Below are 14,147 nucleotides of genomic sequence, written 5' to 3' on the forward strand. Positions count from 1 at the left end.
AACAGCCCCTCTAGGAGCCGCTGCGATGAGTGCTTCCCGAACGACCCGGCTGGTGCTGCTGGGCGCGCTCGTTCTCGGACTGGCGGTGATCTACTTCCCGCTGCTGGTCGTGCTGCTCAACTCGGTCAACGCCGACACCACGTTCGCCTGGCCGCCGTCGTCCTTCACCTTTGAGTGGTGGCACCGGGCGCTCGGCAACCAGGGCGCCCTCGACGCCCTGGCGACGAGCGCGCTGGTCGGCGTGGCCTCGACCGCGATCGCGCTGGTCCTCGGCACGATGGCCGCATTCGCCCTGCAGCGGTTCCGGTTCTTCGGCCGCGACCAGGTGTCGTTGCTGATCATCCTGCCGATCGCGCTGCCGGGGATCGTCACCGGCATCGCGCTCAACAACGCCTTCCGCACCATCCTGGGCATCGACCTCGGCCTGTTCACGGTCATCGTCGCGCACGCGACGTTCAGCATCGTGGTGGTGTTCAACAACGTCGTGGCCCGGCTGCGGCGGATGGGCGGCAACCTGGAGGAGGCGTCGATGGACCTCGGCGCAGGCGGAGCCACCACCTTCCGCCTGGTGACGTTCCCGATGCTGCGCTCCGCGCTGCTGGCGGGCGGACTGCTGGCGTTCGCGCTGTCCTTCGACGAGATCATCGTCACCACCTTCACGCTCGGCACCGGCATGGAAACGCTGCCGATCTGGATCCTCAACAACCTGTTCCGCCCCAACCAGGCCCCGATCGTCAACGTCGTGGCGGCCGTGCTGATCGTGTTCTCGACGGTCCCGGTGTACCTGGCGCAACGGCTCTCCGGCGACACCAACGCCGGCGGCCGCCTCTGAGCCGCGTTCGCCCCACCGAGTCCACCCCCAGCAGATCCCCCCGGCATGACGAGCGGTCCGCTTGTGACATCGCGCCCAGGCGTGCGGGACCGCGGGGAAGGCGCGCCCGTTGTCAGGCATGCTCTACGCAACGGACCAGGTCCGCGGCCGAGCGGATCCTGGTGGTGGACTCGGGGTGGTGCCAGGTGACCTTGCAGCAGCTTCGCTACTTCCTCGCCGTCGCGCGCGCCCTGCATTTCACCAAGGCGGCCGAGGCGGTCAAGGTCGCGCAGTCCTCGCTGAGCAACCAGATCCGGGCTCTGGAGGCAGAACTGGGCGCGGAGCTGTTCATCCGCGCCCGCGGCGAAGTGCTCCTCACGCCCGCCGGGGAGGCGCTGCTGCCGATCGCGACCCGGATGCTGGCAGACGCGGACGTCGCCAAGCGCGAAGTGGCCGACGTGGTCGGTGTGCACGGCGGGCTGGTCCGCCTCGGCGCGCCTCCGAGCCTGTGCGTGACGGTCCTCGCCGACGCCCTGCGCGCCTTCCACCGCGAGCACCTGGGCGTGCGGCTTTCCGTGCGGGAGAACGGATCGCGCGACCTGGCGAGCGCGCTCCTCCACGGTCAGCTGGACCTCGCCCTCGTCGTCCTGCCGACCGGCGGCGTCAGCGACCAGCCCTCGCTGTCGATCACGCCGCTGCTGACCGAGGAGCTCGTCGTCGCAACGGCCGCCACCGGCACCACGCGGCCGAGCGCGCCGATCCCGATCGAGGCGCTGCGCGACCGGCAGATGGTGCTGTTCCGCGAGGGCTACGACCTGCGGGAGACGACCCTGCGCGCGTGCGCGGAGGCCGGCTTCACCCCGAAGCTGGCCGTCGAGGGCGGCGAGATGGATGCCGTGCTGTGCTTCGTCGAGGCCGGGCTGGGCGCGGCGATCGTGCCGAGGATGGTGCTTTCCGGGCGCCCCGGCCTGCGCGGCACCCGGCTCGCGCGCCCGGGCCTTCGCCGCACGATCGGCCTCGCGCGCAGGACCGACACGGCGCCGACGAACGCGGTGCGCGCGTTCGAAACCGCGCTACTGGACTTCCTGCGCAGCGCGGCGGCCACCGGCGACCTGCCCAGCGGAGTCGAGTTCATCGGCGGCAGACCGGACTGACCGGAGTCACCCGGCGGAGACCAGCACGATGCCGGTGCCCGTGTAGAGCGCAAGCCAGAGCGGTGCGGATGGATCCGACCCGCCCGCCGATCCCGTGGGCCAGTGCCATGGTCGCCCCTCTCCCATCGCGTCCCGGAGAACTGAGGATGACGGCGGGCCGATGTGACATCCGGACCAGCCGGTGCCGAGACCTGGGACACACCTGCGGCGCCGCGAGACCCCTCACGAGCGGCGATCGCCTCGGGCTATCGAGCCCAGCGTCTCACCATATTGGACAGTGCCGGAGTGCCGTGCCTAGCTTGCTTTCGTGACTCTCCAAGACGAACGAGTCGAACCCGCGCTCCCTGCTCGCGATCGAAGGCCCGCGGCCGGGCGCGAGCGCCGCCGGACGTCGATCGGCAGGCTGTGGTCGTCGACGGCCGGCAAGAAGATCGTCATGGCGGCGTCGGGTGCCATCCTGCTGCTGTACGTGGTAGCGCACATGCTGTCCAACCTCAAGGTCTTCATCTCCCCGGCCAGCATCGACGCGTACGCGGTGTGGCTCCGCAGTCTGTTCGACGGCCTGCTGGGGTACGAGGGTTTCGTGTGGGTCGTGCGGTTCGTGCTGCTGGCCGCCGTGCTCGTGCACGCGACCGCCGCCTACCAGCTGGCGCGTCGGGCGAAGGCGGCCCGGCCGGTCGGCTACCGGCGCCGCCCGAAGGTGCAGGCGGGGTACGCGGTGCGCACCATGCGGTGGGGCGGCGTGATCCTCGTCTTCTTCGTCGTCTACCACCTGCTCGACCTCACGACCGGCCACGTCAACCCGCACGGCGTGCACGGCGAGGTCTACCGGAACGTGGTGGCCAGCTTCCAGCGCTGGTACATCGCGCTGTTCTACGCGCTGGCGGTCTGCTCCCTCGGCCTGCACATCCGGCACGGGTTGTGGAGCGCCATGCAGAGCCTCGGGGCGATGACCGCCGCGCGGCAACGAGCCGCGAAGCTGACCGCGCTCGTGGTCGCGATCGCCATCACCGCCGGGTTCCTCTCCGTGCCGTTCGCCGTGGTGACCGGGATTCTGAAATGAGGGCAACGATGCCGCTGTACACCGAGGGCGAGCCGATCGCGGACGGCAAGGCACCGGACGGGCCGATCGCCCGCCGCTGGGAGCAGCGCCGGTTCTCCGCGCGGTTGCTGAGCCCCAACAACAAGCGCAAGCGCACGGTGATCGTCGTCGGCACCGGGCTCGCCGGCGGTTCGGCCGCGGCCACGCTCGGCGAGCTGGGCTATCAGGTCTCATCGTTCTGCTACCAGGACAGCCCCCGCCGGGCGCACAGCATCGCCGCGCAGGGCGGGATCAACGCGGCGAAGAACTACGCCGGCGACGGCGACAGCGTGTACCGGCTCTTCCACGACACCATCAAGGGCGGTGACTTCCGCGCCCGGGAGTCCAATGTGTACCGGCTGGCCGAGATCAGCACCCAGATCATCGACCAGTGCGTCGCGCAGGGCGTCCCGTTCGCGCGCGAGTACGGCGGGCTGCTGGACACAAGATCCTTCGGCGGTGCGCAGGTTTCCCGCACCTTCTACGCGCGCGGCCAGACCGGGCAGCAGCTGCTGCTCGGCGCTTACCAGGCGCTCGCCCGCCAGATCTCCGCGGGGACGGTGACCATGCACCCGCGGACCGAGATGCTCGACCTGGTCGTGATCGACGGGCGCGCCCGCGGCGTGGTGGTCCGCGACCTGGTCAGCGGCCGGGTGTCCACCCACCTCGCGGATGCGGTGGTGCTCGCGACCGGCGGCTACGGGAACGCGTTCTACCTGTCCACCAACGCGAAGGGCTGCAACGCCACCGCGATCTGGCGCGCGCACCGCCGCGGAGCGCTGTTCGCCAACCCGTGCTTCACCCAGATCCATCCCACGTGCATCCCGGTCAGCGGGGAACACCAGTCCAAGCTGACCCTGATGAGCGAGTCGCTGCGCAACGACGGCAGGGTGTGGGTGCCGCAGGCGCGCGGCGACACCCGCCCGCCGGAGCGGATCCCCGAGGCCGAGCGCGACTACTACCTCGAACGAATCTACCCCAGCTTCGGCAACCTGGTGCCGAGGGACATCGCCTCGCGGGCGGCCAAGAACGTCTGCGACGAGGGCCGCGGGGTCGGTCCCGGCGGGCGCGGCGTGTACCTCGACTTCGCCGACGCGATCGAGCGGCTCGGCGCACCCGCGGTGAAGGCCAAGTACGGCAACCTCTTCGAGATGTACGAGCGGATCACCAACGAGGATCCGTACCGGGTGCCGATGCGGATCTATCCGGCCGTGCACTACACGATGGGCGGCCTCTGGGTCGACTACGACCTGCGCAGCACGATCCCGGGGCTGTTCGTGATCGGTGAAGCGAACTTCTCCGACCACGGCGCGAACCGGCTCGGGGCGAGCGCCCTGATGCAGGGCCTCGCCGACGGCTACTTCGTGCTCCCGAGCACGATCGGCGACTACCTCGCCGACTGTCCTGCCGAGACGATCACCGACAGCCACCCGGACGCCGTCGCGGTGGCCGGTGACGTCCGCGAGCGCATCGATCGGCTGCTCGCGGTCGGCGGCGATCGCACCGCCGACTCCTTCCACCGCGAACTCGGCGGCATCCTGTGGGAGCACTGCGGGATGGAGCGCAACGCGGCCGGGCTCCGCTCGGCGATCGACCAGATCTCCGCGCTGCGCGGGGAATTCTGGCGCGACCTCCGGGTCCCCGGCACCGGCGCCGAGCTGAACCAGTCGCTGGAGCGAGCCGGCCGGGTGGCCGACTTCCTCGAACTCGCCGAGCTGATGTGCGTCGACGCGCTGCACCGCGAGGAGTCCTGCGGCGGGCACTTCCGCGCGGAGCACCAGACCGAGGACGGCGAGGCGCTGCGCGACGACGAGAACTTCGACTACGTGGCGGCCTGGGAGTTCACCGGCAACTCCCCCGTGCTGCACCGCGAGCACCTGCAGTTCCACGAAGTCCGGCCGAGCCGGCGAAGCTACCAGTGATCAGCGGAGGCGATCATGCGTTTCACCCTGCGCATCTGGCGCCAGGACAGCCAGGACTCGGACGGGCGGCTCGTCGAGTACGTCGTGGACGACGTGCTGCCGGACATGTCCTTCCTGGAAATGCTCGACGTGCTCAACGAGCGGCTCGCCGCCGACGGCGAGCAGCCGGTCGCGTTCGACCACGACTGCCGCGAAGGAATCTGCGGCATGTGCGGGATGATGATCGACGGGATCGCGCACGGCCCGCAGCGGGAGACCACCACCTGCCAGCTCTACATGCGGCACTTCGACGAGGGAAAGCCGATCACGATCGAGCCGTGGCGGGCGAAGCCGTTCCCGGTCGTGCGCGACCTAGTGGTGGACCGGAGCGCGTTCGACCGGATCATCGAGTCCGGCGGCTACATCAGCGCGCCGACCGGCAGCGCGCCGGACGCGCACGCGGTCCAGGTGCGCAAGCGCGACGCGGACCGCGCGTTCGAGGCCGCGGCCTGCATCGGCTGCGGCGCCTGCGTGGCAACCTGCCCGAACGGCTCCGGGATGCTGTTCACGGCGGCGAAGGCGACCCACCTCGGCAGCCTCCCGCAGGGCCAGCCGGAACGGCTGAGCCGCGCGGAGAACATGCTGGAAACCCATGACGACCTGGGTTTCGGCGGCTGCACCAACACCGGCGAGTGCACGGTGGTGTGCCCGGTGGGCATCCCCCTCGAAACGATCGCCCGGTTCAACCGCGACGTCCTGAAGGCATCCTTCCGCGACACCGCGGCGAGCTGAACTCCTGTTCGGGGAACAACGTCGTCGGTGTCGGCGTTGCCGGGATCGTGCACCCGAACTTGCTGATCGACGCGGCGGAGCCATGGTGAACGCTCTTCCCCAGCCGGCTGTCTGGCTGTCGCTCGACAGCCGGTCGGCGGCCGGGTCATCTTGGTCGGCGGCATGACGGTCGTTCGCTGAGAACGGGAGTGTTCATGGCAAGCAGCGCCACCACCGCTGTCGTCGCCCACGGGTCCGACCTGCACTACTGGCGGCACGTGCTGCTCGTCTTCTGACCCGGACGACGACGGCCTGCACCCGGTCACCGGAGCCGAGAAGATGGCAGGCGGTACACCGCGGACCCCACGGCCCGAAAGCTGCACGCACTATCCGAACCAGAGAGGTCCACATGGACACCAGGACAGCAACCGCGAACATCGGCGTCGTCGGTCTGGCGGTGATGGGTTCGAACCTGGCCCGCAACCTCGCCTCGCGCGAAGGCAACACCGTCGCCGTCTACAACCGCACGTACGCGCGCACCGAGGAGCTCCTCGCCGAGCACCCCGAGGCCGGTTTCGTGGCGAGCGAGACGATCGACGACTTCGTCGCGTCGCTGGCGAAGCCGCGCACCGCGATCATCATGGTGCAGGCCGGGGCGGGCACGGACGCGGTGATCGACCAGCTCGTCGAGCGCTTCGAACCCGGCGACATCATCGTCGACGGCGGCAACGCGAACTTCCACGACACCATCGCCCGGGAGCAGCGGATCGCCCCCACCGGCATCCACTTCGTCGGTGCCGGCATCTCCGGTGGCGAGGAGGGCGCGCTCCACGGCCCGTCGATCATGCCGGGCGGCTCGGCGGAGTCCTACGAGACCCTCGGGCCGATCCTCGCCTCGATCGCGGCCGTCGCCGAGGGCGAGCCCTGCGTCACCCACGTCGGCACCGACGGCGCGGGCCACTTCGTGAAGATGATCCACAACGGCATCGAGTACGCCGACATGCAGCTGATCGCCGAGGCGTACGACCTGCTGCGCACCGTCGGCGGCCTCCAGCCCGCGGCCATCGCCGACGTCTTCGCGGGGTGGAACGAGGGCCCGCTGGAGTCCTACCTGATCGAGATCACCGCCGAGGTGCTGCGCCAGGTCGATCCCGCCACCGGCCGGCCCTTCGTCGACATCGTGCTCGACCAGGCCGGTTCGAAGGGCACCGGCGTGTGGACCGTGCAGAACGCGCTCGACCTCGGCGTCCCGGTGGGCGGTATCGGCGAGGCCGTGTTCGCCCGCGCCGTCTCCTCGAAGCCGGCGCAGCGCGCGGCGGTGCAGCGGATCGTGAACTCGCGGCCGACGGTGCAGGAGGCCGGCACCTCCTTCGCCGACGACGTCGCCAAGGCGCTCTACGCCTCCAAGGTCGTCGCGTACGCGCAAGGCTTCGACGCCATCATCGCCGGGGCCGAGAAGTACGGCTGGGACATCCACAAGGACCGGATCGCCAAGATCTGGCGCGGCGGCTGCATCATCCGCGCCCAGTTCCTCAACCGCATCGCCGAGGCCTACGACGAGAACCCGGACATCGCGACCCTGCTCGAAGCGCCCTACTTCGCGCAGGCCGTCGCCGACGGCGAGGCGGCCTGGCGCCGCGTCGTCGCGACCGCCGCCCTCTCCGGCGTGCCGGTCCCGGGATTCAGCTCCGCGCTCAGCTACTACGACTCGCTGGCGGTGAAGCGGCTCCCCGCCGCGCTGGTGCAAGGCCAGCGCGACTTCTTCGGCGCGCACACCTACAAGCGCGTCGACAAGCCCGGCACCTTCCACACCCTCTGGTCCGGCGACCGCGCCGAGGTCGAAGTCCCCGGCCACTAGCAAGCCGGAAGTCCGGTCAGGACAAGCACTTTCCCGCCGGGTGTGGGGAATCCTCGCCACCGCTCATGACGTGGCGAGCGGGATGACCCGGCGGTACTTGCCACCGGATGACCGCTGCGGCGGCTCCTCGGCGCGTTCCAGCGTCACGTGGTCGGCTTCGCGCTCCGCGAGCAGGTGGCCGATCTCGTCGCGCACCGCCTGCCATACGCGGTCGGCGTCGGCGCCGTCCCTGGGCTGCAGACGCACGCGCAGCGTGGTGGGCGTGGTCTGGACGATCTGGAACCGGTCGACGCCGGGAGCGCGATCCAGCACGGTGCCGAAGAGCATCGGCGAGATGCTGACGTGCCCGCCGTTGCCGGCGGGGAAGGTGAGCACGTCGGCGGCGCGACCCGCTACCCGGATGGCCGGCAGCGGGTTGCCGCAGGGGCAGGGGTCGGGGCGGAGCAGGACGCTGTCGCCGAGGTCGTAGCGCAGGAACGGCTGGACCCGGTTGGCGAGGTTGCTGATCAGGACCGTGTGCGACGGCTGCCCCGCCGGGACCGCCCGGTGGTCTGCGTCGACCGGCTCGACCACGACCCAGTCGCTGTTGACGTGGTACCAACCTTGCGCGCAGCCGACGCTCAGGAAGTCGCATTCGGTGGCGGCGTAGGCGGCGCGGACCTTGGCGTGGAACGCGGCCGCGATCCGGTCCCGGACGTCGACCGCCAGCGTCTCACCGCCCGGCATGACGACCGACGGGCGGAGGTGCAAGCGGCCGGCCTCTTGCTCCTCGGCCAGCTGCGCGAGCGTGCTCAGGAAACCGGCGAGGTTGGCGGGGTCGTACCGGTTCAGCTCGTCGACCAGGGTCGGCAGCGGCTGATCGATCGGGAAGGACCGCATGATCCGGCCGAGCCGCGGGTGGTCGCGGCGGAACCGCTCCGCCGAGGCGACGGTGTAGAAGTGGCCGCTGGGTGCGGCGACGACGGCGGTGCGGCCGCCGCGGGCGAGCATGCGGACGACGTCGCGGAATCCCAGCAGGCCGCGGGTGCGTGACGCGAGTGCGGACGGCACGGCGAGGTTCCGCTCGTCCAGCACGAACAGCCCGCGCAGACCGCTGGTGCCGGAGGTGGTGGCCACCAGGTACCGGTCCTGGAACCGCGCCCCGACGAGGTCCGGGTCCGCGATGAACGCCTCGACCCGCTCGCGGGTCACCCGGCGGTCGGTGACCCAGTCGTCGAAGTGGCCCATCAGCGTCTTCTTGTCGGTGACCGGGAGCAGCGCCGGGTCGTCGACCGCGGCGGGCAGGTCGCGGTACAGCTCGCGGTAGTACGGCGAGTTCGCGCGGGCGTGGGCCACCGCCTCGGCAAGGCGGGCGCGTTGCCGCCGCGCGATGGCGGCGGGGCCTTGCCGCATGTCCCGTCGTGCCTCGCGGGCGAGGCGCCGGACGCTTTCGGTCATGATGAGCTGGTCCTCTCTCCGGACGGATCCGGGCTTTCCGCGGGCGGTCGCACCGAAACCAAGCCGTGCAGGGCGACGTCGAGACCGCGACGGGCGGCCTCCCACAGCTCGTCCTGCGACCGTCCCAATTGGACGCTCGCGAGACTCGCCTGCTGGATGGCGCCGATCACGGCGCCGGTCATCGCCGCCGCCGTGATCTGGTCGAGCCGACCGGGGAACGCCGCCAGCAGTTCCGCGGCGATCCGCCGCTGCAGGTCCGACAGCAGGTAGAGCCCCTTGGCCTGCAGCGCCGGCGTGGTCAGCGCCAGCCGGGCCGCCGCCGACAGCTCCGCGGGCTCCCGGCGGGGAACCTTGGGCCGGCGATGAGCGGCGTAGGTCTGGACCGCCCGCGCCAGCACCTCGCCCGGGCCCTCCTCCGGCCGGCGTTCCGCGATCGCCCCGAACAGCACGTCGAAGTCCCGTTCGACGTCGTTGAACAGCACCTCGTCCTTGCTGCGGAAGTAGTTGAAGAACGTCTTGGGGTCGACATCCGCCACGGCGGCGATCTCCGCCACCGTGGTCTGCTCGTACCCCTGCTCCTCGAACAACCTGACGGCCGCCATGACGATCCGGCGTCTGGTCAGCTGCTTCTTCCGCTCGCGCCGCGACTCCTCCACGACGCCAAGGTACATCCGATGGAATCTTCCATCAACTGGAAAATTTGGACAGCGCCGGGCCCACCGGCGCAGAAGCGGTGAAATGCAGATCAGCCGCGGCCCATGGACGGGTTGCACCCGGGCGACCGGCCTCAGTAGAGTGAACATCAGTTCATTCAAAAACAGGCGGTGGAGGCGGGAATGCCGAGGACGGCCGAGCAGTACGCGGCGATGCGCTCCGGGACGCACGAGAAGATCCAGGCCGCCGCGATCGGCCTGTTCGCACGGAAGGGCTTCGCCGCCACGTCCGTGCGGGACATCGCGCAGGCGGCCGAGATCAGCACGGGCCTGATGTACCGGCACTACGCGACAAAGGAAGCGCTGTTCGACGACCTGGTCGCCCAGGCCGCGGACGGCCTGGCCAGGGTGACGGCGGCATTCGAGCGGGCCATCGAGCAGGAAGCGCCGCCGGCGGAGCCGATCCGGGAGTTCGTGCGCGAGTTCGCCGCGGATCTCGCGGCCGACAACGGGTTCGCCGAGTTCTCCCTGATCATGAGCCAGGCGCTGGTGATGCCCGACCGGCTGCCGCACGCGAAGCGACTGGCGGAACAGCACCGGGCGCTGGCCGCGCGCACGACCGAGCTCATCGAGCGGGGCCAGCGCCGCGGCGAGTTCGCCGACGGCGCCGCCGGCGATCTGACGACGTGCTTCTTCGCCCTGCTCGACGGGCTCGCGTCGATGAAGTTCGTGCTGGGCGCGGACTTCACTCCCCCGGACCCGTCCGTCGTGACAGCACTGTTGATCAAGGAGGACCGGTGACGATAGAAGTCAGGCGCGGGAGCGAGCTGGGCGAGGAGTACCGGACGGCGATCGCCGAGGTCTACGTCGACGGGTTCGGCGAACACCTGGAGTACTTCTCGAAGGATCGCCGCAAGCTCGTCGAGACCTTCGAGCACATGCTCGTGCTCGACCTGTTCCACGTCGCGCTCGTCGACGGCCGCCCGGCCGCGATCGCCGCCTGCACCGACGGCGTCGAGGTCTCGACCAGGCACGACGCTCGCGTGCTGCGCAAGCATCTGGGGCTGATCAAGGGAACGATCGCCGATATCGGCTTCCGGCGGGAGTTCAAGCAGTCGTGGGCGCGGGCCGAACCGGGAACGGCGTCGATCGAGTTCGTGGCGACGGCCGCGGCTTTCCGGGGGCGCGGAGTGGCGACCGCGCTGCTGCGGCACATGCTCGCCTTTCCCCAGTTCAAGACGTACGTGCTCGAAGACATCGCCGACACCAACGCGCCCGCGCTCGGCCTCTACGAGAAGCTCGGCTTCCGCGAGTTCAAGCGCGAGAAGGTGCGGCACACCAAGCGGACCGGGATCAACGCGTACGTCTCGATGCGCCTCACGCAGGCATAGCGCGATCCGGGCCCCGGACGACGATTCATGCGGAATCACGCATAAAACGCCAAACGGGTGAACGCGCTTTACATGATCACGATCATGACGCAGATCGAACCACCCACTCCGCACTCCGTCGTCCGGGCCATGGGCAACCTCGGCGCCGAGATCCAGACCCCCGACGAGGGCACCGGCCCGGGCGACATGCCGTTCCTGCTCGGCGCGCTGCTGACCCACGTCGAACGCCTCGTCGCCGAGCAGATCGGCGACCACAACGACGACGTCGTCCAGGGCTGGATCCTGGCGACCGACGGGGATCCCGGCGAGTCCCTGGAACTGCTGCACCGGCGCGTCCTGCTGCTCCAGCACCAGCTCGTCACCATCGCCGAGCACACCAATCCCGATGACGCCGGCGCGCAGATCCTCAACGCCTCCAACCACGCCGCGGTCGCAATGCTGTACCTGATCAGCCTGTGGGGCGTGTGGCGCAGCGACGACAACGACCCCGAATGGATGGAGAGCACCCGCAAGGAAGCCCTGGACCGGCTGCAGGACGCTGTGTCCTACCTGAGCACCGACGTCCGGTACCAGTGACCAGCTTCCCCAAGCGACGCAACGGAAACACCTGACCGTCAGCCGCCGAGGCGGCGCCCTGATCCGCGCAACGCGCTCGCGACGCCGGCCGCCGCGAGCGCGTTGCGCCGCCTCCCGGGGCTTCGGCCCGGCGAACTCGCATGCGGCCCCGGGCAGCACTGGCGGCGCATCGCTCGGCACGCAAGCCGACTCAATGGTTGACTCACATCGTGGGTTTATGTCCATAATGCGGATGACGTCGGGGCGGCGCCGGTCCGCGCGCTCCGCCTCGTCCGGCGATCGGAAGCCCGTTCGCGGAAAGGGAGAAATGCACAACGACAGCAGCCGGTTCCCGCTGGCGGGCGTGCGCGTCCTCGAACTCGGCAACTACATCGCCGCCCCCACCGCCGGGCGGATGCTCGCCGACTTCGGCGCCGAGGTCATCAAGGTGGAGCGGCCCGGCACCGGCGACGAGCTCCGGGGCTGGCGGCTCCACGCCGGTTCGACGTCGATGCTGTTCCACACCATCAACCGCGGCAAGAAGTCGGTCGTGCTGGACCTGAAGACCCAGCGCGGCCGCGACGCTGTGCTGGAGCTGGTGCGGCACTGCGACGTCGTCATCGAGAACTTCCGGCCGGGCACGCTGGAGAAGTGGGGCCTGGGGCCGGACGTGCTGGAAGCCGCCAACCCGGACGTGGTCCTGGCCCGCATCTCGGGCTTCGGCCAGACCGGGCCGCTGGCCGACCGGCCCGGCTTCGCCGCGGTGGCGGAGGCGATGGGCGGGCTGCGCGACCTGGTCGGCGAAGCCGACCGGCCGCCGTCCCGCGTGGGGGTGTCCATCGGGGACTCGATCGCCGGGCTGCACGCGGCCTTCGGCATCGTCGCCTCGCTCCTGCAACACTCGACGGCGCGCGACGCCGAGCGGCCACCGCTCGCCGATCGCGTCGTCGACGTCGCGCTGCACGAAGCGGTCTTCTCGGTGATGGAATCCCTGGTGCCCGACTACCTCGCGCACGGCGTCCAGCGCCGCCGCGTCGGGGGCCGGATGGAGGGCATCGCACCGACCAACGCCTACGCCTGCCGCGACGGCAGCAGCGTGGTCATCGCGGGCAACGGGGACTCGATCTTCCGCCGCTACATGCAGGCGATCGGCCGCCCCGACCTCGCCGACGACCCGGAACTGCAGACCAACGCGGGGCGCTGGGAGCGGCGGGACGAGCTCGACGACGCCATCGAGGAGTGGACGGGCGCGCACACCCGCGCGGAAGTCCTGGCCGCGCTGGACGCCGCCGGAGTCCCGGCCGGGCCGATCTACACGGCCGCCGACATCTGCGCCGACGAGCAGTACCGCGCACGCGGGATGATCCAGGAACTCGCGGTCGACACCGGCGCGGGCGAGCCCGTCGAGGTCGGATTCCCCGGTGTCGTCCCGGTCATCGGCCCGACGTCGCTCCCGGTTCGCGCGCCCGGACCGGAACTCGGCGCGCACACCGACGAGGTGCTCGGCGCGCTGCTGGGCCAGCACGCCGACGAGGAGCGGAAGTGACCGGCGAGCCCCGGGCCGCGCTCCGCGACGTGACGTTGCGCGATGGCCTGCAGCTGACCGGCAAGCGGTTGCCGACCGAACGCAAGGTGGCCGTGGTCAGGGAACTGCTGCGCCTCGGCGTGCCCGCCGTCGAGGTCGGCTCGCTCGCCCGCGCCGACCTGGTGCCCGCCATGGCGAACACACTCGAAGTCGTCGAGCGGCTCAGCCCCGACGAGCTCGCCCGCTGCTGGGTCTGGGTGGCCACCCCGCGCCACGTGCAACGCGCCGCCGAGGCCGGGGCCGTCAACTTCCAGTACTGCCTGTCGGCCTCCGACAGCCACAACCGGGCCAACATCGGACGCGCCACGGAGGACAGCCTCGCGGCCATGCCCCGGGCCGTCGAGCACGCGCTGGACGCCGGCGGGCGCATTCAGCTGTGCATCGCCACCGCGTTCACCTGCCCCTTCGACGGGTTCGTGCCCGAGCGGCGGGTCCTCGACATCGCCACCGACCCGCGCGCGGCAGGCGCCACCGACGTCGTCGTCTGCGACACCCTCGGCCAGGCCGTCCCCGGCCAGGTCACCAGCCTGATCACCAAGATCGCCGGGCACGCCCCACCGCGCCGGATCGTCTACCACGGGCACGACACCTGGGGGCTCGGCGTGGCCAACTCGCTGGCCGCCATCGCCGCCGGAGCCGCCGAGGTCGACGGCGCGCTAGGCGGCCTCGGCGGCTGCCCGTTCGCCCCCGGGGCCGGCGGCAACACCAGCACTGAGGACCTGCTCTTCGCGCTCCGCCCGGACTGGCTGACACCCAGCACCTTCGCCCGGATCGTCGAGCTCTCCGGCGAACTCCTCGACGAACTCGGCGAACCCAACCGGTCCCGCGCCGCCCAAGGCGCCCGCTCCAGCGCTACCGCCTTCCCCTGGGCGCTCGTGCACGGCCAGGAGAACCCCGCTCCGCGTTCCTCGTGACGACTCCGCAGCCGCCCGATCTCGAACGCTCTCGGC

Annotated in this window: 13 protein-coding genes; 11 read left to right on the plus strand and 2 right to left on the minus strand. The window is 70.7% G+C overall.

The window, feature by feature from the left end; translation table 11 throughout:
* Window positions 1-25 precede the first annotated feature (25 nt).
* From E1288_RS29110 to gndA, 6 genes are all read left to right on the plus strand, one after another.
* Window positions 26-832, plus strand: a complete 807-nt coding sequence (locus E1288_RS29110) for an ABC transporter permease (protein WP_165968298.1) — start codon at window positions 26-28, stop codon at window positions 830-832.
* 185 nt (window positions 833-1,017) lie between these two features.
* Window positions 1,018-1,965, plus strand: coding sequence for a LysR family transcriptional regulator (locus E1288_RS29115; protein WP_132490559.1), 948 nt, complete (start codon window positions 1,018-1,020; stop codon window positions 1,963-1,965).
* A 307-nt stretch (window positions 1,966-2,272) separates the two neighbouring features.
* Window positions 2,273-3,028, plus strand: coding sequence for a succinate dehydrogenase cytochrome b subunit (locus tag E1288_RS29120; protein ID WP_235883868.1), 756 nt, complete (start codon window positions 2,273-2,275; stop codon window positions 3,026-3,028).
* An 8-nt stretch (window positions 3,029-3,036) separates the two neighbouring features.
* The gene (locus tag E1288_RS29125; protein ID WP_132490561.1) at window positions 3,037-4,968 is read left to right on the plus strand and encodes a fumarate reductase/succinate dehydrogenase flavoprotein subunit; all 1,932 of its coding nucleotides are present in this window, start codon (window positions 3,037-3,039) and stop codon (window positions 4,966-4,968) included.
* Between the two features lie 15 nt (window positions 4,969-4,983).
* Complete coding sequence (locus E1288_RS29130) at window positions 4,984-5,739, plus strand: succinate dehydrogenase/fumarate reductase iron-sulfur subunit (protein WP_132490563.1); 756 nt, start codon at window positions 4,984-4,986, stop codon at window positions 5,737-5,739.
* A gap of 388 nt (window positions 5,740-6,127) precedes the next feature.
* On the plus strand, window positions 6,128-7,576 hold the full coding sequence (gene gndA, locus E1288_RS29135; protein ID WP_132490565.1) for an NADP-dependent phosphogluconate dehydrogenase: 1,449 nt from the start codon (window positions 6,128-6,130) through the stop codon (window positions 7,574-7,576).
* A 63-nt stretch (window positions 7,577-7,639) separates the two neighbouring features.
* On the opposite strand, the gene E1288_RS29140 is transcribed toward gndA, so the two are convergent.
* On the minus strand, window positions 7,640-9,013 hold the full coding sequence (locus E1288_RS29140; protein ID WP_132490567.1) for a phenylacetate--CoA ligase family protein: 1,374 nt from the start codon (window positions 9,011-9,013) through the stop codon (window positions 7,640-7,642).
* Window positions 9,010-9,684 (minus strand): TetR/AcrR family transcriptional regulator, encoded by a 675-nt coding sequence (locus E1288_RS29145; protein WP_132490568.1) that lies wholly within the window; start codon window positions 9,682-9,684, stop codon window positions 9,010-9,012. The genes E1288_RS29140 and E1288_RS29145 overlap by 4 nt, the downstream gene beginning before the upstream one ends.
* Window positions 9,685-9,849: 165 nt before the next feature.
* Here E1288_RS29145 and E1288_RS29150 point away from each other — a divergent pair, with 165 nt between their 5' ends.
* From E1288_RS29150 to E1288_RS29170, 5 genes are all read left to right on the plus strand, one after another.
* Window positions 9,850-10,467, plus strand: a complete 618-nt coding sequence (locus E1288_RS29150) for a TetR/AcrR family transcriptional regulator (protein WP_132490570.1) — start codon at window positions 9,850-9,852, stop codon at window positions 10,465-10,467.
* Window positions 10,464-11,057, plus strand: a complete 594-nt coding sequence (locus E1288_RS29155; RefSeq protein ID WP_132490572.1) for a GNAT family N-acetyltransferase — start codon at window positions 10,464-10,466, stop codon at window positions 11,055-11,057. Before E1288_RS29150 ends, E1288_RS29155 begins: the two co-directional genes overlap by 4 nt.
* An 84-nt stretch (window positions 11,058-11,141) precedes the next feature.
* The gene (locus E1288_RS29160; protein ID WP_132490574.1) at window positions 11,142-11,633 is read left to right on the plus strand and encodes a hypothetical protein; all 492 of its coding nucleotides are present in this window, start codon (window positions 11,142-11,144) and stop codon (window positions 11,631-11,633) included.
* Window positions 11,634-11,940: 307 nt separating this feature from the next.
* On the plus strand, window positions 11,941-13,158 hold the full coding sequence (locus E1288_RS29165; protein ID WP_132490576.1) for a CaiB/BaiF CoA transferase family protein: 1,218 nt from the start codon (window positions 11,941-11,943) through the stop codon (window positions 13,156-13,158).
* A complete protein-coding gene (locus tag E1288_RS29170; RefSeq protein WP_132490578.1) occupies window positions 13,155-14,111 on the plus strand; it encodes a beta/alpha barrel domain-containing protein in 957 nt (318 codons plus the stop codon). Before E1288_RS29165 ends, E1288_RS29170 begins: the two co-directional genes overlap by 4 nt.
* Window positions 14,112-14,147: the final 36 nt, after the last annotated feature.

It is taken from the genome of Saccharopolyspora elongata (genome assembly GCF_004348985.1).
GTDB classification, from domain to species: domain Bacteria; phylum Actinomycetota; class Actinomycetes; order Mycobacteriales; family Pseudonocardiaceae; genus Saccharopolyspora; species Saccharopolyspora elongata.

What these genes read in the sequence shown, in the direction of transcription:
- E1288_RS29160 (WP_132490574.1), top strand. Translation starts at nt 11,142, where the DNA reads ATGACGCAGATCGAACCACCCACTCCGCACTCCGTCGTCCGGGCCATG.
- E1288_RS29140 (WP_132490567.1), bottom strand. Translation starts at nt 9,013, where the DNA reads ATGACCGAAAGCGTCCGGCGCCTCGCCCGCGAGGCACGACGGGACATG.
- E1288_RS29145 (WP_132490568.1), bottom strand. Translation starts at nt 9,684, where the DNA reads ATGTACCTTGGCGTCGTGGAGGAGTCGCGGCGCGAGCGGAAGAAGCAG.
- E1288_RS29130 (WP_132490563.1), top strand. Translation starts at nt 4,984, where the DNA reads ATGCGTTTCACCCTGCGCATCTGGCGCCAGGACAGCCAGGACTCGGAC.
- E1288_RS29110 (WP_165968298.1), top strand. Translation starts at nt 26, where the DNA reads ATGAGTGCTTCCCGAACGACCCGGCTGGTGCTGCTGGGCGCGCTCGTT.
- E1288_RS29125 (WP_132490561.1), top strand. Translation starts at nt 3,037, where the DNA reads ATGCCGCTGTACACCGAGGGCGAGCCGATCGCGGACGGCAAGGCACCG.
- E1288_RS29150 (WP_132490570.1), top strand. Translation starts at nt 9,850, where the DNA reads ATGCCGAGGACGGCCGAGCAGTACGCGGCGATGCGCTCCGGGACGCAC.
- E1288_RS29165 (WP_132490576.1), top strand. Translation starts at nt 11,941, where the DNA reads ATGCACAACGACAGCAGCCGGTTCCCGCTGGCGGGCGTGCGCGTCCTC.
- gndA (WP_132490565.1), top strand. Translation starts at nt 6,128, where the DNA reads ATGGACACCAGGACAGCAACCGCGAACATCGGCGTCGTCGGTCTGGCG.